This is a genomic window from Cellulophaga tyrosinoxydans, assembly GCF_900176415.1.
Lineage (GTDB): Bacteria > Bacteroidota > Bacteroidia > Flavobacteriales > Flavobacteriaceae > Cellulophaga > Cellulophaga tyrosinoxydans.
This window is the reverse complement of record NZ_FWXO01000002.1, coordinates 75,099-100,281: the sequence shown is the minus strand read 5'-3', so window position 1 is coordinate 100,281 and position 25,183 is coordinate 75,099. Positions and strand designations below refer to the sequence as shown.

The 25,183-nt window shown below is 33.9% G+C and carries 26 protein-coding genes and 1 tRNA gene; 6 read left to right on the top strand and 21 right to left on the bottom strand.

All coding sequences use genetic code 11. The annotated features are described in order from the left end of the window. Positions 1-3: 3 nt before the first annotated feature. Positions 4-1,149 carry an efflux RND transporter periplasmic adaptor subunit gene (locus B8963_RS07450; protein ID WP_084060856.1) on the top strand — a complete coding sequence of 382 codons (1,146 nt, stop codon included), beginning with the start codon at positions 4-6 and terminating at the stop codon, positions 1,147-1,149. 71 nt (positions 1,150-1,220) lie between these two features. Here the strand turns inward: B8963_RS07450 and B8963_RS07445 are convergent, their stop codons facing one another. The 9 genes from B8963_RS07445 to B8963_RS07410 all read right to left on the bottom strand — a co-directional run bounded on the left by B8963_RS07445 (position 1,221) and on the right by B8963_RS07410 (position 10,826). Continuing rightward, complete coding sequence (locus B8963_RS07445; RefSeq protein ID WP_084060854.1) at positions 1,221-1,430, bottom strand: YgaP family membrane protein; 210 nt, start codon at positions 1,428-1,430, stop codon at positions 1,221-1,223. Positions 1,431-1,447: 17 nt separating this feature from the next. Next, entirely contained in the window at positions 1,448-1,753 is a 306-nt protein-coding gene (locus B8963_RS07440; RefSeq protein WP_084060852.1) for a hypothetical protein, read from the bottom strand. A 44-nt stretch (positions 1,754-1,797) separates the two neighbouring features. Next, entirely contained in the window at positions 1,798-4,992 is a 3,195-nt protein-coding gene (locus B8963_RS07435; protein ID WP_084060850.1) for an efflux RND transporter permease subunit, read from the bottom strand. Between the two features lie 104 nt (positions 4,993-5,096). Then, entirely contained in the window at positions 5,097-6,176 is a 1,080-nt protein-coding gene (locus tag B8963_RS07430; protein ID WP_084060849.1) for an efflux RND transporter periplasmic adaptor subunit, read from the bottom strand. 43 nt (positions 6,177-6,219) lie between these two features. Then, the gene (locus B8963_RS07425; protein WP_084060847.1) at positions 6,220-7,533 is read right to left on the bottom strand and encodes a TolC family protein; all 1,314 of its coding nucleotides are present in this window, start codon (positions 7,531-7,533) and stop codon (positions 6,220-6,222) included. Between the two features lie 108 nt (positions 7,534-7,641). Next, positions 7,642-8,358 (bottom strand): peroxiredoxin, encoded by a 717-nt coding sequence (locus tag B8963_RS07420; RefSeq protein WP_084060845.1) that lies wholly within the window; start codon positions 8,356-8,358, stop codon positions 7,642-7,644. A 98-nt stretch (positions 8,359-8,456) separates the two neighbouring features. After that, positions 8,457-9,077 (bottom strand): DUF2202 domain-containing protein, encoded by a 621-nt coding sequence (locus B8963_RS07415; RefSeq protein ID WP_084060843.1) that lies wholly within the window; start codon positions 9,075-9,077, stop codon positions 8,457-8,459. Positions 9,078-9,132: 55 nt separating this feature from the next. After that, entirely contained in the window at positions 9,133-9,288 is a 156-nt protein-coding gene (locus B8963_RS16010; RefSeq protein ID WP_200810824.1) for a hypothetical protein, read from the bottom strand. An 80-nt stretch (positions 9,289-9,368) separates the two neighbouring features. Continuing rightward, complete coding sequence (locus B8963_RS07410; RefSeq protein ID WP_084060841.1) at positions 9,369-10,826, bottom strand: NAD(P)/FAD-dependent oxidoreductase; 1,458 nt, start codon at positions 10,824-10,826, stop codon at positions 9,369-9,371. A 220-nt stretch (positions 10,827-11,046) separates the two neighbouring features. Between B8963_RS07410 and msrB the strand changes: the two genes are divergently transcribed. From msrB to msrA (B8963_RS07395), 3 genes are read left to right on the top strand one after another with little or no spacing between them, the layout of a single operon-like run. Then, positions 11,047-11,505 (top strand): peptide-methionine (R)-S-oxide reductase MsrB, encoded by a 459-nt coding sequence (gene msrB / locus B8963_RS07405; protein ID WP_084060840.1) that lies wholly within the window; start codon positions 11,047-11,049, stop codon positions 11,503-11,505. Between the two features lie 5 nt (positions 11,506-11,510). Further along, a complete protein-coding gene (gene msrA / locus B8963_RS07400) occupies positions 11,511-12,044 on the top strand; it encodes a peptide-methionine (S)-S-oxide reductase MsrA (protein WP_084060839.1) in 534 nt (177 codons plus the stop codon). Positions 12,045-12,048: 4 nt separating this feature from the next. Beyond that, on the top strand, positions 12,049-12,540 hold the full coding sequence (msrA, locus tag B8963_RS07395) for a peptide-methionine (S)-S-oxide reductase MsrA (protein WP_084060838.1): 492 nt from the start codon (positions 12,049-12,051) through the stop codon (positions 12,538-12,540). 127 nt (positions 12,541-12,667) lie between these two features. Here msrA (B8963_RS07395) and B8963_RS07390 read toward each other — a convergent pair whose 3' ends face one another. Both B8963_RS07390 and B8963_RS07385 read right to left on the bottom strand, forming a co-directional pair. Then, complete coding sequence (locus B8963_RS07390) at positions 12,668-13,027, bottom strand: pyruvate kinase (protein ID WP_084060837.1); 360 nt, start codon at positions 13,025-13,027, stop codon at positions 12,668-12,670. Positions 13,028-13,216: 189 nt separating this feature from the next. Then, positions 13,217-13,301, bottom strand: a tRNA-Ser gene (locus B8963_RS07385). A 250-nt stretch (positions 13,302-13,551) separates the two neighbouring features. On the opposite strand from B8963_RS07385, the gene B8963_RS07380 reads away from it, so the two are divergent. Together B8963_RS07380 and B8963_RS07375 are read left to right on the top strand one after the other, a co-directional pair. Continuing rightward, a complete protein-coding gene (locus B8963_RS07380) occupies positions 13,552-14,184 on the top strand; it encodes an NAD(P)H-dependent oxidoreductase (RefSeq protein ID WP_084061287.1) in 633 nt (210 codons plus the stop codon). 62 nt (positions 14,185-14,246) lie between these two features. After that, positions 14,247-15,437, top strand: coding sequence for a DegT/DnrJ/EryC1/StrS family aminotransferase (locus tag B8963_RS07375; protein WP_084060835.1), 1,191 nt, complete (start codon positions 14,247-14,249; stop codon positions 15,435-15,437). On the opposite strand, the gene ribB is transcribed toward B8963_RS07375, so the two are convergent. The 10 genes from ribB to nhaC all read right to left on the bottom strand — a co-directional run bounded on the left by ribB (position 15,434) and on the right by nhaC (position 25,144). Next, positions 15,434-16,564, bottom strand: a complete 1,131-nt coding sequence (gene ribB, locus B8963_RS07370; RefSeq protein ID WP_084060833.1) for a 3,4-dihydroxy-2-butanone-4-phosphate synthase — start codon at positions 16,562-16,564, stop codon at positions 15,434-15,436. The two genes, B8963_RS07375 and ribB, sit on opposite strands and share 4 nt — an antisense overlap. A 5-nt stretch (positions 16,565-16,569) precedes the next feature. Then, positions 16,570-18,051 (bottom strand): LptF/LptG family permease, encoded by a 1,482-nt coding sequence (locus B8963_RS07365; RefSeq protein ID WP_084060831.1) that lies wholly within the window; start codon positions 18,049-18,051, stop codon positions 16,570-16,572. Positions 18,052-18,054: 3 nt separating this feature from the next. Beyond that, positions 18,055-18,696 carry an outer membrane lipoprotein periplasmic chaperone LolA1 gene (locus B8963_RS07360; protein WP_084060829.1) on the bottom strand — a complete coding sequence of 214 codons (642 nt, stop codon included), beginning with the start codon at positions 18,694-18,696 and terminating at the stop codon, positions 18,055-18,057. 9 nt (positions 18,697-18,705) lie between these two features. Next, positions 18,706-21,087: an FtsK/SpoIIIE family DNA translocase gene (locus B8963_RS07355; RefSeq protein ID WP_084060827.1), complete on the bottom strand. Its 2,382-nt coding sequence runs from the start codon at positions 21,085-21,087 to the stop codon at positions 18,706-18,708. Positions 21,088-21,150: 63 nt separating this feature from the next. Further along, the gene (locus tag B8963_RS07350; protein ID WP_084060825.1) at positions 21,151-21,519 is read right to left on the bottom strand and encodes a diacylglycerol kinase; all 369 of its coding nucleotides are present in this window, start codon (positions 21,517-21,519) and stop codon (positions 21,151-21,153) included. Continuing rightward, on the bottom strand, positions 21,512-22,018 hold the full coding sequence (gene tpx, locus B8963_RS07345) for a thiol peroxidase (protein WP_084060824.1): 507 nt from the start codon (positions 22,016-22,018) through the stop codon (positions 21,512-21,514). Before tpx ends, B8963_RS07350 begins: the two co-directional genes overlap by 8 nt. Positions 22,019-22,149: 131 nt before the next feature. After that, positions 22,150-22,407, bottom strand: coding sequence for a DUF6952 family protein (locus B8963_RS07340; RefSeq protein WP_084060822.1), 258 nt, complete (start codon positions 22,405-22,407; stop codon positions 22,150-22,152). Next, complete coding sequence (locus B8963_RS07335; RefSeq protein ID WP_084060820.1) at positions 22,388-22,702, bottom strand: thioredoxin family protein; 315 nt, start codon at positions 22,700-22,702, stop codon at positions 22,388-22,390. The genes B8963_RS07340 and B8963_RS07335 overlap by 20 nt, the downstream gene beginning before the upstream one ends. A gap of 72 nt (positions 22,703-22,774) precedes the next feature. Continuing rightward, positions 22,775-23,419 (bottom strand): peroxiredoxin, encoded by a 645-nt coding sequence (locus tag B8963_RS07330; protein ID WP_084060818.1) that lies wholly within the window; start codon positions 23,417-23,419, stop codon positions 22,775-22,777. A gap of 249 nt (positions 23,420-23,668) precedes the next feature. Then, on the bottom strand, positions 23,669-25,144 hold the full coding sequence (gene nhaC / locus B8963_RS07325) for a Na+/H+ antiporter NhaC (protein WP_084060816.1): 1,476 nt from the start codon (positions 25,142-25,144) through the stop codon (positions 23,669-23,671). Between the last annotated feature and the right edge of the window lie 39 nt (positions 25,145-25,183).

Below are 25,183 nucleotides of genomic sequence, written 5' to 3'. Positions count from 1 at the left end.
AAGATGAAAAAGATAACTATAAAAATATTAATCATTGCCACACTAGTAATTGGTTTTAGCTGTGGAGATAAAGAGAAAGAAGCTTCCGAAAGCACTAGTAAAAATAGCGAAAGTTCGAGTTCGGAAATCCAAATTTCTAAAGCGCAATTTGAGGAAAACCAGATGACAATTGGAAGTTTTGAAGAGAAGAATTTTCCTAATGTAGTTGTTGCTACTGGCATGATAGATGTTCCACCCGAAAATAAGGCTATAGTAAGTGCTACAATGGGCGGATATATAAAAACAACGCCATTATTAATTGGAAACAAAGTAACTAAAGGGCAACTTTTGGTTACTATTGAAAATCCCGATTTCGTAAGCTTACAGCAAGAATATCTAGAAACTAAAGAGCAAATGGCTTATTTAAAAGCGGAATATGACAGACAAAAAACATTGTATGATGAACAGGTAAGTTCACAGAAAAATTATCTTAAAGCAGAAAGCGACTATAAATCTGCAACGGCGAAATTGAACGGTATAAAAAAGCAGCTAGAAATGCTCCATATTTCACCAACTAATGCTGCTAATGGTAATTTTACTTCAATTGCTAGCATTTATGCACCTATTTCAGGCAGTATTACCAAGGTAAATGTTTATAAAGGTACCTATGTGTCACCTGCCACATCAATTTTAGAGATTGTAAACAATGATCATATTCATATTGAATTATCGGTTTTTGAAAAAGATATACTACAAATAAAAAAAGGTCAAAAAGTAAACTTTAAAATTCCAGAAGCTTCAAAAGAAATATTTCAAGGTGAAATTCATTTAGTCGGTACCGCAATTGAAGATAATAGAACAATAAAAGTACATGCGCATATTGAGGATGAATCTAAGCATAACTTTTTAACAGGTATGTTTGTTGAAGCTGAAATTATTACGGATTCGTTTACTTCTAAAGCCATACCATCTGAAGCTATTGTTACACTTGGAGAGACGTCTTATGTTCTAGTATTGAAAAACTCTGCGAATAATTTGTATTCTTTTGTAGAAAAAGAGGTTACAGTAAAATTAAGTTATAATGGGTACTCTATAATTACTTCTGCGTCTGGTTTTAGTGATAAAGAACAAATTTTAACTAAAGGAAGTTTTGGATTACTAGGGGAGTAGAGAATACTTTAAAAAAGCTACTTTCAATAGTCCTATTACCGAGTTATTGAAGTAGCTTTTAATTGCTATACCTAACAAGACGAGCAAGAACCCGTATCTTTTTTAACACCTAATTTCATTAAAATTGTTTCTAATAAACACCATTTTGTAAAAGCAGATTGAATTAAATTAACGCCAATAAATACCGTAAACCACATCCAATTTTGATTTACGTAAACCGTAAGTACAACACTTAGCAATACCATTATTCCGACAATAATTCTAAAATATTTGTTTAACATATTATTTGCTTTAAAATTTATAAATATTTTTCTATTGGAAGAACAACGGCTTTAATAGGGTTGTTGGTTTCCAGATTTTGATTGTAATTTTTTAGTAATTCAAACAAGGCCTCTATTTCATCTTCTGCTGCAAAGGAAAAATACATTCTCGATTTATTTCCTCCCTTTTCACCAGGAAACCAACTATTAGCCATCAACAATGAAGCTCCATTTTTATGACCATCTATATCAGATTCACTAAAACTATGTATTCCTGCTTTTTTAAAAAGCTTTAGAATATTTTCATGGAATTCTTCCACTGAAGTTACAAGCACTAGTTTCATATCTCTATTGTTTTAATTCACATTACGACCCAAAAAAGGGTGTTTTACTTATAATTTTTCTTTTCAATCATATAATACACTAAAGGCACCACAAGAAGCGTCAATACTGTAGAAACAATGGTGCCTCCCATTAATGAGATTGCCAATCCTTGAAAAATTGGATCAAATAAGATTACAAAAGCTCCAATGACCACAGTACCTGCAGTTAATAAAATTGGTGTTGTACGTACGGCACCTGCTTCAATAGCGGCTTGTTTAAGTGGAATACCTTCTGCTGTTCTTAGGTTGATAAAATCTATTAATAAAACCGAGTTACGTACCATAATACCTGCTAGGGCAATCATTCCAATAAATGAAGTAGCGGTAAAAAATGCGCCCATAATCCAGTGGCCTAAAATAATTCCAATTAATGAAAGAGGAATAGCAACCATCATCACAATGGGGGCTTTAAAATTCTGGAACCAACCAACAATTAATATGTAGATAAGAATAATAGCACCTAAGAACGCAATTCCTAAATCGCGGAATACTTCTAATGTAATTTGCCATTCGCCATCCCATTTAACGGTATAATCATCTTCAAACTCTGGCTGACCTAAATACATTTCGTTCATTTCGTAACCTGCGGGCAGAGGAATAGCATTTAACTTTTCTTCCATCCCTAAAATAGCATAAGCCGGACTTTCTAATTCCCCAGCCATATCTGCCAAAACATAAACCACACGTTTTTGGTTTTTGCGGTAAATGCTTTTAGCACTGGTTGTTTCGTCTATTTTAACAAAATCAGCAATAGGCATCATTTGCCCTTGTTTTGATTTTACTTTTAATTGAGCAATATCGCGCACGGTAGATTTGTCTGCATTGTCTAGAGTGAGTAATAAGCCAATTTGTTTGGTTGCATTTTCATCATACAAATTAGTAATAGGTCTATTCGACAAAGCCATATTCATGGTATACACAATTTGTTGTGGTGCAATCCCGTATAGCATTGCCTTTTCTTTATCAATCACAAATGAATATTCCTTTTGATCGGCTTCTACCATCCAATCAATATCCACCACATCAGTAGTATTTTTAAGAATATTTTGGACCTCACCAGCAATTTCCATCTGTTTATTATAATCAGGACCATACACCTCTGCAACAATTGTAGACAAAACTGGTGGCCCTGGCGGAACTTCCACTAATTTTACATTCGCATTATATTTTGCGGCAATTTTTTGAATATCCGGGCGTAGGAGCTTGGCAATGTCATGGCTTTGTTCGCTACGTTCTTCTTTATCAATTAAATTCACCTGAATATCTGCCATATTACTACCACCACGTAAATCGTAATGGCGCACCAAACCATTAAAGGTAATAGGAGCAGAGGTGCCAATATAATTCTCGTAATTAACTACTTCAGGTCGTGTACTCAGGTATTGTGCAATTTCATTAGTAACTACAGCAGTACGCTCCAAAGTGGTGCCTTCTGGCATATCAATCACTACTTGGAATTCATTTTTATTATCAAAAGGCAACATTTTCACGGCAACTGACTTGGTGAAAAATAATACCATAGAGCCTAATAATAAAAGAAATGTAAAGCCTAAGAACATCCAGCGTTTTGTTTTATTTTCTATGAGAGGACGTTCAAATTTGTCATACATTTTAAAAATGAATGTTTCTTCCAAAGGTTTTTCAGGTTTTTCAACATGATTCTTTTTATCCTTTTCACGAAGAAATATATAACCTAAATATGGTGTAATTGTTAGCGCAACGAATAACGATAAAATCATTGCGATTGAAGCACCAATTGGCATTGGAGCCATATATGGGCCCATTAAACCAGAAACAAAAGCCATAGGTAAAACCGATGCAATAACGGTGAAGGTTGCCAGAATAGTCGGATTCCCAACTTCATTTATTGCATAAAGGGCTGCCTGTTTAAATGGGAGTCGTTTCATTTTAAAATGCCTGTGCATATTTTCGGCAATAATAATGGAATCATCAACGACAATACCTGTTACGAACACCAAAGCAAATAATGTTATTCGGTTTAAAGTATAATCAAGCATGTAATAGCTCAATAGTGTCAATGCAAATGTTATAGGAACGGAAAGGAAAACTACCAATCCTCCACGCCAACCCATGGCCAACATCACCACAAGTGTTACTGCGAAAATGGAGCCAATTAAGTGCCATAATAATTCGGATACTTTGTGCGATGCGGTTTCACCATAATTTCTGGTAATTTCAACATGCACATCATCAGGAATGAGTGTTTTGCGTAAATGTTCTACTTTATCAATGATTACATCGGCAATTTTCATAGCATCAGCACCCTTACGTTTTGCAACAGAAATAGTTACCGCAGGATAGTCAGATTGGTATTCCGTTGCTTTTTCGCTTCCTTGACCAAAACCGAGACTTACATAGTTTTTAGGAACTTCCGGACCATCAACAATTGTTGCAATCTGTTTTAAGTAAATAGGTTGTTTCTGTTGTACACCTACTACTAAATTCTGAACATCTTTAGCCGATGCTAAAAAAGTACCTGTACTGATTAGAAATTCCGTATCATTTTTATTAAAGCTTCCGGAATTTAATTGCGCATTATTCGCTTTAATCATTTCTGACACTGATAAAAAATCTAAGCCACTAGCGGCCAGTTTATCTTTATCAAGAATAACACGGACTTGACGCTCGCGACCACCTATTTTATGGGTAATGGCAACATCATTTACCTTTTTAATTTCGCTTTCTAATTCTTGCGCCATTTGCCCTAATTGGTAATCGTCATACGATTCACTCCACAAGGTTAAACCAAGCATTGGCACATCATCAATAGCACGTGTTTTTACTAAAGGGAATGTAACACCAGCAGGCATTTCATCCATATGCTTGTTAATTTCATTATATAATTTCACGAAAGAACGCTCAATATCTTCGCCAACATAAAATTGTACGATCACCATTCCTTGCTCTTTCATTGATGTAGAATACACATATTCCACACCTTTAATATTTGAGATTAACTGCTCCAAAGGTTTGATAACCCTTGATTCTACTTCAGTAGGGCTCGCTCCCGGATATCCTACAAAAATATCGGCCATTGGCACATCAATCTGTGGCTCTTCTTCACGTGGAATTAAAAACGAACTATAGACACCAATGACCATAAAAACAACCATTAAGAGTACCGTAAGTTTAGATCCAATAAAGACTTTGGCAATTTTTCCTGCTAAACCTTCTTTCATAATTTTGCCCCTCTAACTCCCCAAAGGGGAGAATTTTAACGGGTTATTTTTTAGTTAATATATTTTTTTAATTTCTTAAGGAGTATTCTATCTGCTTAAGTAGTTTATTGAACACTTACTTTAGCACCATTAAAAAGTTTACCTTCTGCGGAAACTATATATGTTTCCTCTGGTGATAATCCTGACAAAACTTCAACCTGGTCACCAAAAGTTTTTCCTAAACGCAGCCATCTAAGCACTGCTGTATTGTTATCGCTTATGGTATAAACACCAGAAAGTTGTCCATTGGTCACCAAAGCATCTTTAGGTAACAAAACCATGTCGCTTTGCGTAATTTTTTCAACAGGAAAATTAACGGTAGTAAACATCCCTGATAAAATATCAACTTCAGTTTTGTCTAGTGCTACTTCCACTAAATATTGTCCGCCTGTATGTCTAGCTGAACTACTTACTTCGGTTACTTTTCCAGTGATTGTTTTTCCTATAGATTTTACATCTACTTGTACTGGGGTTCCAACTTTAATTTGTGATATTTCAGTTTCAGGAACCATGGCAATAACCTTGAATTTTCCAGGTGCTTCAATAGATATTAAAGGTTGCCCAGGATTTGCCATATCTCCAACTTCAACAGTTTTGCTAGTAACTACTCCGCTGAATGGCGCTGTTATATTCGAATAGGCGAATTGTGCATTAATTTCATTCTTCATTTGATTGGCAGCTTCTAATCGTGCTTTTGCCATTTCAAAATTAGCCGTCATATCATCCATTTCTTTTTGAGATGCACTGTTCTCAGAAAATAGATTTTTAAATCTATTGTAATCTTTTTGAGCATTATTAAAAGCAGCAGTAGCCTCTGTAATCCCTGCATTTACTTGGGCTTTTTTGGCCTGTAAATCTGTATTATTAATCGCTACTAAAAGCTGACCACTACGCACTTGATCACCCACTTTTACATATACCTTGTTTACGTAGCCCATCATTCTTGTGCTCAAATCAGCGGCATTTGTCGCTTGTATTTTGCCACTTACAGCTAACATTGGACCGTTGTTACTTTCTAAAACCTGATTAGTTTTTACGGTAATTGCTGGGCCATTATTTGCTATTTGTTTTTTCTCGTCACCACCACAACTCCACAGTAAAAGGGTTGTTGTAAGTATTGATAAAATATAGTTGTAATTTTTCATTGCATTAAATATTTTATTCCTTAGATCAAGGATTGTTATTGATTTATTTAGTTAAGAATTGTAGGTAAGCTTTTGCGTAATTATATTCAAATATGGTTTGATAATATTCTAGTTCTTTTTGTGCATATTGCGTTTCAGAACCTAATAAATCTGATGTTTTTTCAAGACCTTCCTTAAATCTGTTAGTACGTATTCTTAATGATTCTTCAGATTGAGCTAATGCCAAACTTGTTAATTTTAGTTTATTTTCTGCATCAAGAAACATGCGTCTGGCTTTATTTAAATCCAGCTCACTTTGCGATACATATTGCTCGTATTCCAATTTTGCTTTTTCAAATTCGGCTTTACTTTTTTGGGTTTTTCCAATGCGTTTAGATCCTTCAAACAAATTCCATTGTAATTGCGCTCCTATTAGGTAGCCATTGGCATCTGTATTAAATAGTTTATCATCATACAGCTCATAGCTACCAAAAGCATTCAATCGTGGCAAAAAGGCCATTTTATCAGCCTTATTTATAGCTTGATAGGCGTTTGTAGCCAATTGCATAGCTTGGATATCCGCTCTGTTTTCTGAGAGTTTATCCGCATTTATTTCGGTTGTTAAGGTCGATAAACTATCGGTTGGCATAAATACCACTCCAGATTTATCATCCATAAGAAAAGCTAAATAATCCGATGCATTTTTTACATTGCTCTGTGCGGTTTGTAATTGATTTTGTACTTCGGTTACGCGTACTTCTACATTCAAAACATCAGCACGTTGTAAATACCCTTGTTTAAAGCTATTGTCTGCAATTTTCTTATGATCGTTTACCGTTTTGAGTGCTTTCTCTAAAACAGCCACCCCTTTATATGCCAATTGTAATTGCATATAGGCTTTTTCAACCTCAAAGTTCAAATAATCAGATAAGCGTTCTGATTTTAAGGCCATTGCTTCCATAGTTGATTTCGCCGCTTTACGCTGATAAATTCCATCTAAATTAATAAGAGGTTGTTGAAACTCGAATTTTGTTGCAAAATTTTGAACCTGCGTAGGATCGTTTAATAATGCAGGATTAAAATCGTTCTGTGTTAAAATCTCTTGGTTTAATTTAGAACCAAATGCCATTAAAGGATTCGTAGTAGTTATTCCTGTATGACTAGCAGAAATATTTGGTAAAAAAATAGCGTTTGTTTGTCTGTAATCTGCTCGAGCTGCATTAAACTCCTGTTCTGAAATTTTAATGGCATTATTTTTCTCAGCCACTTTTGTCAAGATATCAGCCTTTGATACAGGAACCGTTTCTTGAGCATGTATTGCGAGCGTAAAACTCAAAAACACAAACGACGTTATTATTATTTTATAGATACTTTTCATTCCTAACTAATTTATTGGTGCAAATTTAGGGGGACAATTCTTGGTGGTCAGTAACAAAGGTTACCGAGTAAAAAAAAAGCACTCAAGGAGTGCTTTTTCTTTACATAATTATTTTTTCAAAATTTCCTTTAGGACTAAATCCTTGTCTAGTTTTTTAGTACAGAAGAACCAATCTTCACATTCCAATTCATCCGTTCCCGACATTCTTTCAGCAGCAACTCCACAGGATCCAGCAGGCGAAATAATAACATCATCGCCAGGCTCCCAATCTGCTGGTGTAGCCACATTAAATTTATCAGAAGCTTGCATTGCAATTAAAGCCCTGTATAATTCATCAAAATTACGACCTAAGCTTAGAGGATAATAAATTATAGCTCTAACAGTTCCTGTAGGATCAATAAAAAACACAGCTCTTACAGCTTGAGTTTTACTTTCTCCAGGTTGAATCATCCCATATTTTTTAGCCACATTCATAGATATATCCTCTATAAGCGGAAACTTAACTTCAATATTTTTCATACCATTGAACTTAATTTTATCCTTTATGGTTCTCAACCAAGCAATATGACTGTATAAACCATCTATAGATAAACCAACAAGCTTACAATTGGCTTTGTTAAATTTTTCTTCTAAATGTGCAAAGGTCATAAACTCGGAAGTACACACAGGCGTAAAATCTGCTGGGTGACTAAATAGTATAACCCATTCTCCTTTATAATCACCAGGAAAATTAATCTCTCCTTGTGTAGTTGTAGCTGTAAATTCTGGTGCTTTATCACCAATTCTTGGCATTGAAAAAACTTCTTGTTCTTGAATATTTTCCATAATTGTAATAGTTTTTAGTAATTAATTATATATTTTCAATAAAATTAATTGATAACAAAAAGCCTTACAGTAACCTAAGTCACACAGCAAAAAAAATATTAGTTACACTGTTCTTGTGAACTATTTAAAATCGCATCGTATGCTTCTTCTGTTAAAAATTGAGGAGTATAGGATGCGCCTAAATTATCTATAGTATTAACAAAACTTCTTAAATGGTTCCGAGAACCACATTGTAGGCTTTCGAAAACTGAAATCAATTCGGTGTTGGATGTTGCATCGATATATTCTTGCAGGTCTACAATATCTAAATCCTCAATAGTGGCGCCAACTTGTAAAGCATGTACTTGATCTATAGCACCATCGATTGTAAATTGATTGTAATACGTTTGTAAACCTGCATCAGCAAATTCGCCAGAAGGTAATATAGTATAGGATATATTGTTGACTTTTAAAAGGTTTTCAACGGCATTCATATGGGATTGCTCGCTTAATTTGATGTTGGAAAACTGATTTAAAGACCAAAGGTTATCTAAATAAGCATAGGTATCTCTTGCTAATTTCTCTTCCTCTAACATAAACAGTAATGCCGCTGAATCAGTATCCGATAAAGTTTCCGTATATAAATCTTTAGCATTAGTATCATTACCACAAGAGTAAATTAATGTCATGATTAAAAATAGTACTAGAGCGGATAATAAATTGACTTTTATCGTATTCATAATTGAAAAATTTTGAATTAAACTTATCATAAATCAGGCGGTTTATAGGATGAGTTTATGAACTGCTTGTTGAAGATTTTATGTTTCTAGTTCCTCCATGCCCGCCAGCCACTACAATTAGAATTTTTATGCTCAGGTAAATAAATCTAAAAAACTGAAGAATAGGATTCATCATTTTTAGTCGTTGATATTTTGAGATTCTTTGTGTCATTTTATTCGTTTTAAAAATTTAAACTTCTGATTATTTTGCTCCCTACTGAATACTGAATACGGAATACTGAAAACAGAAAACTATTCAGGAATCAACCACCAAAATGGTTTCATTTTAGCTTTATAGATAAACGCATAATGTAATGCAAGTTTTAACCAATGTCCGGCTAAACCTATCTCTCCAAATGTTTTACCTAATTGTCTTCCTTGTGTTTTGGGGTATTTTTCATAATCAGGTACAATTGGGTATGTAGTTATACTTACGCCACTACCAGAGGTCATTCCAAATCCAGCAGAGGCAATACATGCAGCTCCCATATTCCCCATAGATCCTTTGTGATGTAATTGTTCTTTCCCACTTTTAATAGTATCGATAATATTGTCGGCAACCAATTTCGCAGTAATTCCCGATGGCATTCCTGTTCTTGGTGGTGCTGGGAAAATTTCAGTTCCGTTTTTACTTTTACGCGGTTTAGAAATACTATGAGGGGGTGCAAAGGCTATGCCTGGCGCAAAAATATTTTTATAAGAAGGATTCTGATAAGTTTCTGGCCAATCTTGAACGGACCATTCTTCGTATGGTTTTGGCGAATAATTGGCATCTACAATCATAAAACCTTTAAAAAGTTTATCTGTAATATCCTTATTGTTTTTATCGAAGGCTTTAAATCCATGACCAGAAAATGAAGGAATTAGCATAGCAAAATCATAAGTTTCCGATTTTTTCTCGCCGTCTAAGTTTTCATAATGTGCAATACCATTTTCAATTTTTTGTACTCCAGCACCTAGAATCCATTTAATATCGCGGTCTTCAAAAATCATTTCAACCATTTCATGCGATTTCATAGTCATATCACCATAACTCAATAGCATTCCATCCATACCAAAATCGCCTAATTGGTACTCGTTAGAAATCCATGTAACTTCGGCCATATCACGCACTTTATGTCTGCGAAGTTCTTGTTCAACATTTAAAATATACTCAAATGCAGCACCTTGGCAAGTTGCCTTTGCATGACCCGTGCCAATAAGAATTTTTGCCTTTTTGCCTTTTTTCATATCAGCGATTAAAGCACTCAATCCTTCCCAAGCATGGTCGGCATGTGTATAGGTACACACAGAATATGTACTATTAGTGCCTGGGATTAAACCCTCAGTAGCTTCAAAATTTAATTTTGGACCTGTAGCATTAATTAAATAATCATAAGTGACTTTTTCTTGCTTTCCTTTGCTATCACCTACAACACCTTCTACTAGAACATATGGTTTGTTTTCGGTAACATCACCTTCAGGATGAAAAGTAACCGCTTTAGCTTGTTTAAAACCTATATGTTTCTTCTTATAAAGCGGTGCCAAAGGAAAAAGTATTTGTTTTGATTTCATTCGCCCAATTCCTACCCATATATTCGAAGGTATCCATTGGTAATTACTATTTGGAGAAACTACCATTACTTGATGCTCTTTGGGTAATTTTCTACGAAGATGAGAGGCAGCTACGTGACCTGAGATACCCGCACCTAATACAACAATTTTAGCCATTTTATCTAATTTTTAGTAAAATTAACCCCTGATTTTCAAGCATACAGTAACTTTTGTTACATATTAAAATCTGCGCAATATTGCACTAATCGTATGATTTGAAGTATGTAAGGATTAGTGAAATTTAACGACAAAAGAGGAGTATAACACTGATGTAGATCATATTGATTTAAACTATCTTTAGTGTTCTAATTAAGCTTAATTTAAGAAAGGAATTTTTATGATGAACTGGAAGAATGTAATTTCATTTGCCACCAATGGCAATCCAAAACCTGATAAGAGAGTAGAAAAAACCGAAGCAGAATGGAAAGCGATTTTAACACCAGACCAATTTAGAATAACTCGTAAAAAAGGTACCGAGGCACCGCACTCAGGAGCGTTGTGTTCAGCCCATGATGCAGGATTGTATAATTGTGTGTGTTGCAATACACCACTTTTTGATTCTACTATAAAATTTGAATCGGGCACTGGGTGGCCAAGTTTTACGCAGCCCATAAAAGAAAACGCCATTAGCTATAGTAAAGATACCTCTTATGGAATGATTCGTGTTGAAGTACTTTGCAATACTTGTGATGCACATTTGGGACACGTTTTTCCTGATGGGCCAGAGCCTAGTGGCTTACGATATTGTATTAATTCGGAATCCATGGTATTGGATACTTCAAAAAAGAAAGCCTAAAATTTATGGCAATTGAAACGGCTACTTTTGGCGGTGGATGTTTTTGGTGCATAGATGCTCTCGTTCAGCAAATAGTAGGCGTGGAGAGTGTTGTTTCGGGTTATGCTGGAGGAAATTGTCCGGGAACGCCAACATATAGAGAAGTGAGTTCTGGTAAAACAGGGCATGCAGAAGTGGTGCGGGTAACTTTTGAGAATACCACAATTACCTATCAAGAGCTTCTTGAACTTTTCATGGAAAATCATAATTCAACCATAAATACTTATATAAAAGGTGACTATGGATCGCAGTATAGATCTATTATTTTATTTGAAACAGAAAATCAGCAGCGTATTGCACATAAAGTGGTACAGCAGTATGGCGCAAATTTGTCTATGGAGGTTCGTACAGAAATCACGAAGTTAGAAGTATTTTATAGTGCTGAGGCGTACCATCAGAATTATTTTAATAAGAATAAAGAAGCTGCTTATTGTAAAAGCGTTATAGCACCGAAAATAGAAAAATTAAAAAAGAAATTAGATCAAAAAATAGAAAGTTAAAGGTATGGCAGTATTAAAAAAAGCATATATAGCAGGTGGTTGTTTTTGGGGCATGGAAGATTTATTTCGTGTGCGTCCAGGAATCAAAGATACTGAGGTAGGTTATATTGGTGGTGCCAACGAGTACCCAACTTATCCAAATCATCCTGGACATGCAGAAGGGATAGAACTTACTTATGATGCAACAGAAACATCTTTTAAAGAAATATTAGATTATTTTTTCCGAATTCATAACCCAACTACGGTAAATCGTCAGGGAAATGATTTAGGCTCTAGTTACAGATCTACTATATTTTATCAAAACGACGAAGAAAAAAATATTGCCAAGGAGGTTATAGCTATTGTAAATGGATCGGGTAGGTGGGAAGCTAAAGTGGTTACTACTTTAGAACCTTATACTACATTTTGGCCAGCAGAACCAGAACATCAAGATTATTTGGTTCGTAAGCCTAATGGATATACCTGTCATTTTGAGCGATTCGGAACCTTTTTATAGTATTAATTCATAAGGGATATTTCCAATAGTATCAATTGAATTCTACCCATTTACTCTTTTTGGATATTATAAAACGAGATCTAAAAGTGTATCAGTAATTTAAAATGTAGTAGTGATTTTTTAATACTTACTCTTGAGAACCACTTAATGTTTTAAATTGCTGATAAATCCACTGCTTTTCTTGTAGGGTGAACTTTTTGTTTTCGAACCAATCATAGGCAGCTATTTTTTCATTTTCTAATTGTGCATTTCGAATAGCCTGTAAGGATACTGTATGCCAATGTACACCACGTTGCCCCTTAACGGAATAACCTATGTCTTCAGTGATATAAGATATTTTTGGCTGATTAATTAAACGAATTCCATTCTTTAATACCGCTAATGTTTTGGTAACTGCGACCACCTCGGAGAAAGAATACCGTATAAAATCATCAAAACCATCTTGTGTGGTGTTATAAACCTTATCGCCAACTTTTAATTCTTCCATGCTTTGTAAAAGGCTGCAAAAATAAGGCGAGATCGTTATTTTTAATCAATTTTGTTCAAAGCTTTTATTAACAATTTCGTAAATGTATGGTTATTGAAGTTATAGGTGATTGAGAATAACAATTTTGTATTAAACATGATGTAAAATGAAAAAAGCCCAATATCTTTCGATATTGAGCTTTGCTCTAAGCGGAGAAAGAGGGATTCGAACCCCCGGAGGTGTGACCCTCAACAGTTTTCAAGACTGCCGCATTCGACCACTCTGCCATTTCTCCAAGTGTCTCATCAGGTATTCCCTGAATGCGGGTGCAAATATAAAAACCTTTTTTAAATTTCATTGCAGGTTTTGCATTTATTTTAAAACTTTTTTTTGTTGTTTAAATTTTTCAGAAGGTTGTTCCCTTTAATAAACTAGTATACAGATTCCATTAGAAAAAAATGTCAACTTTAATCGAAGTTTCTACCCACAATTGCGGTCAAATAAAAAATATGCTTATCTTCAATTTTTCTGTTAAAATGCTAATCATGAAAGATAGTTTAGAGGTGTTGCAATGGCGGTATGCCGTAAAAAAATTTGATGAAACTAAAATTCTGACTGAGGAGAAAATACTCATTCTAAAAAATGCCTTTAATCTTACTGCAACCTCTTATGGTTTGCAACCCATAAAATTGGTACTTATAAATAACAAAGCACTTCAAAAACAATTAGTGCCGTATTCCTATAATCAGCAACAAGTAGCTCAAGCATCACACGTATTGGTTTTTTGTATTGAAACACAAATAGATGAGCACTATATAACCGAGTATTTTAGTCGTGTGCATCAGATTAGAAAAACAGGAGATAAAATACTTGCTCCCTTTAAAAATCAATTAATTAATTTATTTTCATCTAAAAACATAGAAGAAATTAAGGTTTGGGCAACCAATCAGGCTTATTTAGCACTAGGTAACATTTTAACTGTATGTGCATTTGAACAAATAGATTCTTGCCCTATGGAAGGTTTTATTTCGGAAAAATATGATGCGTTTTTAGGTTTAGATAAGAAGCATTTAAAATCAGTTTTAGTATTGCCAGTAGGTTATAGAGCTGCTGATGATCAATTTTCAGAATTTAAGAAAGTAAGAAAAGCCTTAGAAAATAGTATTATACATTTGTAATTATATTATTTTTTACGCTTTATTTGTAGTTATTAGTTTACGTTTAAAAAATTTAGAAAAGTATGCCCGGATTTGAATTCTTTGGTGAGGAAGAAAGAAAAGAAGTAAATGATGTATTAAATTCTGGGGTACTCATGCGCTATGGCTTTGATAATGCACGTTCCGATTGGAAGGCCTTGGAATTAGAAAAGCTCCTTGCACAAAAAATGGAAGTTAAACATGCACATCTTGTTAGTAGTGGAACAGCTGCCTTGAGTGTTGCTCTTATTGCTGCAGGTATTGGTTCAGGCGACGAAGTAATTATGCCTACATTTACTTTTGTGGCCACTTTTGAAGCTATTTTATCTGTAGGTGCTATTCCTATTTTAGTAAATATTGATGAAACTTTAGGTTTAGACCCAGATGCGGTAGCGGAAGCTATTACCAAAAAAACAAAGGCAATAATGCCTGTGCATATGTGTGGTTCCATGAGCAATCTTGGTCCTTTAAAAAAATTATGCAAAAAGCACAAATTAAAACTTATTGAAGACGCGTGCCAGGCTATTGGTGGTTCTTATAAAAATAAACCCTTGGGCAGTATAGGGGATATAGGCTGTTTTTCATTTGATTATGTAAAAACCATCACTTGTGGTGAAGGTGGCGCTATAGTGACTAACAATCCAAAATATTATACGAATGCGGAATATTTTTCTGATCATGGACACGACCATATAGGAAAGGATAGGGGGGCGGATAAGCATCCATTTATTGGATATAATTTTAGAATCTCAGAATTACACGCTGCTGTTGGGGTTGCTCAAATACAAAAATTAGACTCTTTTTTGGCTACGCAAAAAAAATATTTTACCATAATTGAAAATGCACTAAAAACTATCCCGCAAGTTACTTTTAGAGAAATTCCTAAGGGAGGGGAACAGAATTATTCTTTTATAAGTTTTTTCTTGCCTAACAAATCGGTCACCAAAAAAGTACATGCTGCTTTGGGTACAGCAGGCATAGATGCTAGTTTTTATTGGTTTGATAACAATTGGCATTATCACAGAAAATGGCGCCATTTTAAGCATTTGAAAACCTTAAGCTACTACTCTAATGCTATTTACAACCAATTACCGAATTATGATAAAATAGATTTTTCTGATTCGGACAAAATTATGTCGAGAACCATTTCATGCCTTATTAAACTAAGCTGGACAGAGGAAGAAGTAAAACTTCGTGCTGAAAAAATGGTGGCAGTAATTAAAGAAAATCTTTAATACGTAACGTAATCAACTATTTCTAGTCCGTAACCTACAATACCCACGCGTTTTGTTTGTACCGTGTTGGTAAGTAATTTTATTTTAGAAATATTTAAATCATGAAGTATTTGAGCACCAACACCAAAATCTTTAGCATCCATTTCAATCTTAGGAGCTTTCATTTCACCTTTTGCTTGTAGTTCTTTTAAATCTGCCAATCTACTTAATAAATTCAGTGACTGACTCTCTTGGTTAATAAAAACAAAAGCACCTTTACCTTCTTTATTTATGGCATTAAACATATCCTCCAGTTTTTTGTCTGGATTGTTAGTTAATGTTCCTAAAATATCATTATTTACTAGGGTAGAATTAATACGAGTAAGAATTTTTTCATCTTTCTTCCAAGTTCCTTTTGTTAAGGCAATATGTACTTGATTGTTCGTGGTTTGTTTATATGCTCTTAATCTAAATTCGCCAAAACGAGTAGTAATGGTAAAGTCTTCTTTTTTCTCGATTAAACTATCATGCTCCATTCTATAGGCAATTAAAGCCTCAATAGAAACGATTTTTAGATTATGCTTTTTTGCAACTTTTATTAATTGTGGTAGGCGCGCCATTGTACCATCTTCATTCATGATTTCCACAATAACTCCAGCTGGTTTTAAACCTGCCAATCGTGCAAAATCTATTGCAGCTTCTGTATGACCAGTTCTTCTTAGTACTCCACCATCTTTTGCTACTAATGGAAAAATATGTCCTGGACGCGCCAAATCAAATGGTTTTGTATTGGCATCTGTTAATGCTATAACCGTTTTTGATCTGTCTGCCGCAGATATCCCGGTAGTTACACCGTTTCCTCTAAAATCTACAGAAACAGTAAATGCTGTTTCCATATGGTCGGTATTATTGGCTACCATCATTTGTAAACCTAATTCTTTACATCTAGTTTCGGTTAATGGAGCACAAATTAGCCCACGACCTTCTACAGCCATAAAATTTATAATCTCAGGCGTTGCCAATTCTGCAGCTGCTAAAAAATCTCCTTCATTTTCTCTGTTTTCATCATCTACAACAATAATGACTTTACCATTTTTAATGTCATTAATTGCTTCTTCTATTGAATCTAACTGCGAACTTATCTCCATGTGAATTATTTTGTACTAGGTCTAATTTTTGCAAAAATACGTTTAAAGAAATCAATGATACCACCAAAATCTACCAAACCTTTGTCGGCTGTTGCTCTTTTGGTTAAGAAAATACCTAAAGGAAGCATTATTAATGAAGAAGCCCAACCTCCTAAAATTGGATTTATATTACCTTCTTTAGCTGAATTCTCAGCAAATACTCCAATAAAGTAGTACGTTAGGAATAAAACTATAGCAATAACCATAGGTAATCCTAAACCACCTTTACGAATTATAGCGCCTAAGGGTGCACCAACAAAGAATAAAATAATACATGATAAAGCTAAGGCAAACTTCTTATGAAGCGACACAATATGCATGTTGTAAATTTTATAGCGTTTGTCCAATTCGTCCTTTTTACCAGCAATAGAAGCTATTACATTGGTGGTTGTATTTTGAGCTGAATTTAAAATTTGACTCTGTTGCCAAGGCTCAAACAACTTCATAATCCGAATAGTATCAATTATTTTTTTTTTGATGGCTATAGAATCTTTTGAAAGTTTGGCCCTTTCCACTTTATCAATACTATCTTTTACAGATAATGGAGTAAATGCGCCCATTCTATTATATACACTTTTTGAGAAAGTACGTACAACACTTATATTATTATTTTTTATAGAATCGGCATCCTTAATTAAACGAACTACATTCTTCATTTTATCAGTAGTGATGGAACGTTCTTCTTCTAAATTTACATCGAGTTTAGAAATATCTTGATTGATGGTGTAGGTTTCAAAAGTACCTTTTGCGAAAGGATGTTTGCGATTTTCAAGAGAGTTTCTGCTAATGATTTCCATATAATAATGTCCATCACGCAAAACTAATTGCAATAAGTCAGAACCTTCACTACTTACTAATTCACCAGTTTTGGCCTTTATTACTCGGTAATTTACTCCGTTGGCTGATTTTTCATGTATAACCACATTGTCTAAAAAGCGATCATTATCACCATACTTACGATCAACTTTCATATTCATATTAGTACCTTCTAAATCACTAAAGGCACCTTCAATAATAGCTGTGGAAGGCTTTACTTGACCTATATTTTTCCGGAGGTTATATATTTTTTGCTCCGATGCTGGGATAACACTATTAGCGAAGTAAAAAACAAGAATACCTAATAGGGAAACAAAAATAATAAGACTAAGCATGGATCTTTGCAACGAAATTCCCGAAGCTTTCATTGCTGCAAACTCATAGTTTTCTGCAAAGGTTCCAAAGGTTAAAATTGATGCAAGTAATACCGTTAACGGAAGTACCTTTTCCATTAAACTAGGGGTAATATATAATAGAAATTTAGCGATAATAGAAATGTCTAAACCTCTACCTGCTAAATCGTCTATAAATAACCAGATCGTTTGGAATATGAAAATAAGCATCAAAATTCCAAACGAACTGAAGAAATTATATAGAAAGCGTTTTAAAATATACTGATCTAGTATTCTCAATGTTTAATTTCTTATGATGTAGTACCCGTCTTTCTTGTACTTTGCTTCATCAAATGTAAATAAGGTTTTTGACAACGGCTGGTTTGTTTTAAAAGAATTAACAGTGATTGTTGTTTTTGTACCGTTTTTACCAGTTTCTATTAATCTATAGATATGTTTTGTTTCTGCATCAACACCTAGTAAAATAGATTTTATTTCAGAATTAGTATCTATAGGAGTTAATTTTACAAACTGAATTTTTCTTCCTTGAATATTTTGTAAAATATCCATTTCATACGTGTGGCCTGTTTTATAAAACGTCAACATTTTTGAAGGCGTAATAGTATTTTCATCAGTAGATTTGTTTTCAATAGTTACCTCTTCATTTTCAGGAACAATGGTATATACTTTTTTTCCATCAAAAAGTTGTTTTGATCCTAAATAGTTGAATAAATATTTATCGCCTTGCATGGTTACATCACCTCTTGTTTCTTGATTGATGTTTGCCTCTGAATTATGCAATGCATACTTAAAATCGACAAAAATATTGTCGTAACTTTTTACTTTATTATAAACTTCATCCAATAAAGACTTAGCTTTTGCTGAGCTCTGTGCCATAGATAGGGCAGAGGTAAAAAGTGCTACTAAAACAATAATTTTTTTCATGATCATCTTCTAATTTTTTTCGTTGTTTAATAAATTGTCAAGGGCTACCATATCTGTTACTAAAACTTGTCTTGCTTTACTACCTTCAAACGGACCTACAATACCTGCGGCTTCTAATTGATCTATAATTCGGCCAGCTCTATTGTACCCTAATTTTAATTTTCTCTGTATTAATGATGCGGAGCCTTGTTGTGCAATAACAATAACTTCTGCTGCCTCACGGAACAAAGCATCTCTATCGGATATATCATAATCAAGACTTGTGCCAGACTCTTCGCCAACATACTCCGGAAGCATATGCGCACTTGCGTAAGCTCTCTGAGAGCCTATATAATCTACGATTTTTGCAACTTCAGGAGTATCAACAAAAGCACATTGAATTCTTGTCACATCGTTACCTTGTGTGTACAACATGTCACCTCTACCAATTAACTGATCGGCGCCTTGGGTATCTAAAATAGTTCTTGAGTCTATTTTTGAGGTTACTCTAAAGGCTATACGTGCTGGAAAATTCGCTTTTATAATACCGGTAATTACGTTAACCGATGGTCTTTGAGTGGCAATAATTAAATGTATACCAATGGCACGTGCTAATTGTGCTAAACGTGCGATTGGAGTTTCTACTTCTTTTCCTGCCGTCATAATTAAATCGGCAAACTCATCAATGACCAAAACGATATAAGGTAAAAACATGTGTCCGTCATTCGGATTTAATTTTCGCGCCTTAAATTTAGTATTGTACTCTTTTATATTACGTACCAACGCCAGTTTTAATAACTCATAACGGTTATCCATTTCAATACAAAGCGAATTCAGCGTATGAATAACCTTTGTATTATCTGTTATTATCGCATCTTCAGAATCTGGTAGTTTGGCTAAAAAGTGACGCTCAATTTTATTAAAAAGAGTAAGTTCTACCTTTTTAGGATCTATAAGTACAAATTTAACTTCGGCTGGGTGTTTTTTGTATAATAAGGATGTTAACACAGCATTTAATCCTACTGATTTTCCTTGTCCTGTAGCACCTGCCATTAATAGGTGAGGCATTTTTGCTAAATCTACCACAAAGGTTTCATTACTAATTGTCTTACCAAAAGCTATGGGCAATTGCATTTCAGCTTTCTGAAATTTACTTGAAGTAATTACCGAACGCATAGAAACTATGGTGGCATTTTTATTAGGCACTTCTATACCTATGGTTCCCTTACCCGGAATTGGTGCAATAATACGTATGCCTAATGCCGCTAGTGATAAGGCAATATCATCCTCTAAGTTTTTTATTTTTGAAATACGCACACCTGCATCGGGAACAATTTCGTAAAGGGTAACCGTTGGCCCAATGGTAGCTTTTATCTGCGCAATACCAATTTTATAATTCTTTAAGGTTTCAACAATTTTATTTTTGTTTTCCTCTAGTTCTTCTTGGTTTATAGTTATTCCGCCAGTAACGCCATGCTGATCTAATAACTCAATGGTCGGAAATTTATAATTGCCTAATTCTAATGTAGGATCAAATTCACCAAAATCATCTACTAACTTACTCGCCAAATTATCGGCTTCTTCGGTTTCTTCAACAATTTTTTCTACTTCCATTTTTAAATTTTCTGGCTCAACTTCTTCCTGTACAGGAGCTGTAACCTCAAAATCATTATTAGGAGTTTCTGTAGTTAATACTGGAATATCTTTTTTGTGAGTGTAGGTATCGACTACAACTTGTTTTTCTTCTTTTTGAATTAGAGCCTCTATTTCTTCTTCGGTAAAAGTTTCTGAAGCAGGCTCGTTTTTAAATTCTTTAGAAATAGCACTTTTCTTTTGTTTGTAATATTCTGTAAAATGATCTGGGGTAAGTTTAAATAAACGTACCAAAATAATTACAAGTCCAAATAATAATAATAAAAAGACTCCTAATTTGCCGGTATAATCTTGAAGAAAATCGTTCATTTCAAAACCTACCATACCACCTAACAAAGGATATTTTCTAGCGAAAAATCCAAAAGCTATAGAGATCCAAATAATAAAAGTAAGCCCCCAAATCCATTTACGTAATAATCCGGTTGATTTTAGACTCAAAAAGAGTTTTAATCCAGACATAAAAAAAAGAAACGTAAAAATAACAGAAGCTATACCAAAGCCTTTAAAAATAAAAAAGTGGCTTATGCTTGCTCCAAATTTATTTAATATATTTTTGGCTTCTTGGTTACGATCAGAGAATTCAGACAATAAACTTTGATCATCTTGCCAAACAAAGAAAAAGGACAAAAAAGCAAAAAACAAAGCAATACTGAAAAGCATTATTAAGCTTCCGAGTATGATTTTGTTTTGTTTTGATAATTTAAAGGAACCCCTTTTTTCAGGAGTTGTAGTTTTTGAGCTTTTGGACTTCTTTGCCATTAAATCATTAATTCTTGGGGCTAAAATACGAATTTACGTGGTATGCGAAAGACTATTATTACTTTAAAAAATCTTAGGAAGGTATATAATCATTCCAATGATTGCCGATGCTATAGAAACCATCATCACTGCGCCAGCTGCAATATCTTTTATAAAGCCAATTTTTTCATGAAATTCCGGATGAATAAAATCTGCAATTTTTTCAACAGCAGTGTTCATTCCTTCAATTCCTAAAACAAGTGCTATTGCGAATATTTGTAAGATCCATTCTGTATTAGAAATATCAAAATAGAAGCCTAAGGCAGTCATGACTAAAGCAATAAAAAATTGAATCTTAATACTAGCTTCAGTTTTAATTAAAAGTAAGGCTCCACGTAATGCGAAGCCTACACTTTTTATTCTATTTACTAAAAAAGACTCTTTTTTAGGCATCTAATAAGGCTTCTAGAGCAGCTTTGTAATTTGGTTCATCAACCGTTTCTGAAACTTGCTCTGTATAGATTACTTTACCCTCTTCATTTAATACCACAACTGATCTTGAATGTAGCGGTGCTAAAGGTCCATCTGCAAATGCTAAACCGTAAGAATCACCAAAATTACCATCTTTAAAATCTGATAACATTTCTACATTTTTGATACCTTCAGCTCCGCAAAAACGTGCTTGCGCAAATGGTAAATCTTTTGAAACACACAATACAATAGTATTATCTAATTCTGCCGCTTCTTGATTAAACTGGCGTACTGATTGTGCACAAGTGCCTGTGTCAATACTTGGAAAAATATTTAGGACTACTTTTTTTCCTTTATAATTGGATAATGAAGCAGTGGATAAATCACTTTTTGTAAGCGTAAAATCAGGTGCAGAAGCCCCAGTTTTAGGCAAGTTACCTATGGTATTTAATTTATTTCCTTTTAATGTTACTATAGCCATAATTGAAGTATTAAATTCTGCGTGAAATTAAAAAATATATCCCTTAAAAAGGTATAACTAATAGAATTTTTAGCAATAAAAAAAGTCCGATCCTTCTACGGACCAGACTTTTTTACTTTGTTGTAACTATTTTATTTGTCTATTGCACCAACTACTCTTTGCATAAAGTTGTTTAATGCCTCTTTTTGTGGTGTACCACTTTTTATGGCTTTTTGCACCTCTAAGGCACCATATAAATTGGAAATTAACTCTCCAATAACGTCTAACTCTTCATCTTTTAAAGAAGGCACTTCCGTTAGTGCTTCAAGAGTTTCAATAGTTTCGATTACATAATCTTCATCGTTCTCCGCAATGAAGTTTGTAAGGTGTTTAATTACTGGTAATTTCACTGATAAAATCTTTTAATACATCGTATTTATTTGTTTGCACCTGATTTTTAAAACTTCCATTTGAGAATGATGCAAATGTTGGTAAGTTATCTACATTCGCTAATTTTCTTGACTCAGGAAAATTTTCAGCATCGGCAATAACAAAAGTGATGTTTTCATTTGTAGTAGCCTCTTTTTTAAATTTTGGCTTCATTATGCGACAATTACCACACCATGAAGCAGAATACTGAACCACTACATGTGCATTTTGATTGATGATATCTTGAAGATTATCTTGTTCTAATTCTAAAACCATAATTATTTTTTATTACATAAGAATAGTAATCTACCGTTAAAGAGATTACTACCTAAAATTATTCTTACTAGCTTAGTTTACGTGAGCGGCTAAATACGCTGCAGTACCTTTAGCATTAGCTTTCATAGCATCTTTACCTTCTTCCCAGTTTGCAGGACAAACTTCACCTTTTTGCTGCACGTGTGTATAGGCATCAATTAAACGTAAATATTCATTTACATTTCTACCTAATGGCATGTGGTTAATACCTTCATGAAAAACGGTACCCTCTTCATCAATTAAATAAGTAGCTCTATACGTTACATTATCACCTTCTACTGTAACAACACCAGTTTCTTCATTGTACTGCTCGTTTGTAACATCTAAAATGCCTAATGTAGCAGCTAAATTTCTGTTACTATCAGCTAAAAGCGGATACGTAACACCTTCAATACCACCGTTATCTTTTGCAGTACTCAACCATGCAAAATGTACTTCAGCGGTATCACAAGAAGCTCCAATTACCAAGGTATTTCTTTTTTCAAATTCACCTAATGCAGCTTGAAAAGCATGTAATTCAGTTGGACAAACAAAAGTAAAATCTTTTGGATACCAGAATAAAACAACTTTCTTATTGTTTTTTTGTGCTTCTTCTACAACGTTTAATTTAAAAGTATCCCCTAAATCGTTCATTGCGTTTACACTTAAACTTGGGAATTTTTTACCTACTACTGCCATGTTATGCTTTAAATTTTATGTTATTATTTATTGCAAAATTAGCACTAGTCTTACAGATAAAAACTAATAAATATTTAAAAAATTGATAGGAGAATATGATTTATTGATGGATGACCTTTTGCCAGCTAAATAGTATCAAATTAGAAATTAAGCGATACCTATTTTATCAGTTTGATAATTTCTATTCTTTATTGATTGTTATTCGTTATTTTATTTTTTTAAATAAAAATGAACCAATCTAAATAAACCTTATTTAGTTTTAACTTTCGCTACCAGCTGTCTAATTTTTATATTAAAACCAGCAAAAATTAAGGTTGTAATTGGGCTCAACCAGTTAAAAATGGCGTACATAAAATAATCTCCGGTATGCACTCCTAATACACCTGATTGATAAGCTCCACAGGTATTCCAAGGTATTAATACAGAAGTTACCGTTCCTGAATCTTCTAATGTTCTACTTAAATTTTCAGGGGCTAACTTTTTATCTTGATAAGCTTTTTTAAACATTTTTCCTGGGATAACAATGGCTAAATATTGATCGCTCGCAATGGCATTAAGACCAATACAACTTAATACTGTACTTGAAAAAAGACCAAATACTGAACTAGCAATAGCTAATAACGATTTTGTGATTCTTGCCAAAGCCCCTATACCATCCATGATGCCTCCAAAAACCATAGCACAACAAATTAGGTAGATTGTCCAAAGCATACCTTTCATGCCACCAGCACTAAATAATTTATTTAATTTTTCATTGTCAGTAACTATTTCTGTGTCTGTAAAAATGGAATTAAAAAGTGCTGTTACCTCTGATTCATGTAGGGTGGCCAAAACATCGGTCTGAAAAATCATGGCAAAAATTGCTGCAAGTCCAACTCCAACTCCCAAAGCAATTAGCGGTTTAGTTTTTAATAAAATAAGTAGAATAACCACTCCTGGCACTATAAATAAATAAGGTGATATAGTAAATGTGGTTTCAATCGTACGTAAAAGTCCGCTTATATCTGCTTTCCCCGTGGTGTCTATATTAAAGCTAATTATGGTAAAAACAGTAAGTGTAATAAGAATGGTAGGCACTGTTGTGAATGCCATATATTTTATATGCGTAAATAAATCAGTACCTGCCATTGCTGGTGCCAAATTGGTAGTATCACTCAGTGGTGACATTTTATCACCAAAATAAGCGCCTGAAATTACGGCTCCTGCTATCATTCCTGTTGGGATACCCAACGCTGTTCCAATACCTACTAATGCAATACCCACTGTGGCAGATGTGGTCCATGAACTACCTGTGGCAATAGATATTATAGCAGCAATTACCACTGAAGCAGGTAAAAATATAGACGGACTCAAAACTTGTAGTCCGTAAAACACCATTGCTGGGATTATACCACTTACCAACCAAGTACCTGCTAAGGCACCTACTAAAAACAGAATCATAATTGGAATGAAAACACTTTTTAAATTTTCCCAAACTTCTTGAATCATAGTTTTTAGCGAAGATTTATTGAATAAACCCACAATAGCTGCAAAAACACCACCAATTAATAAAATAATTTGATTGGAGTATTCTCCAAAAACTTCTCCGTCTGCAAAGAAAATATTGTAGGCGAGCATAGCCATTAAAAGCACTACAGGTATTAAAGCCTCCCAGATGCTTAATTCTCTATTTTCTACAATGTGTTCGTTTTCAGGTCCTGAAGGATTCAGACTTTGGTTTTGCATTAAAAATGTAATTAGTTATTCCGTAATAATACGATTTTG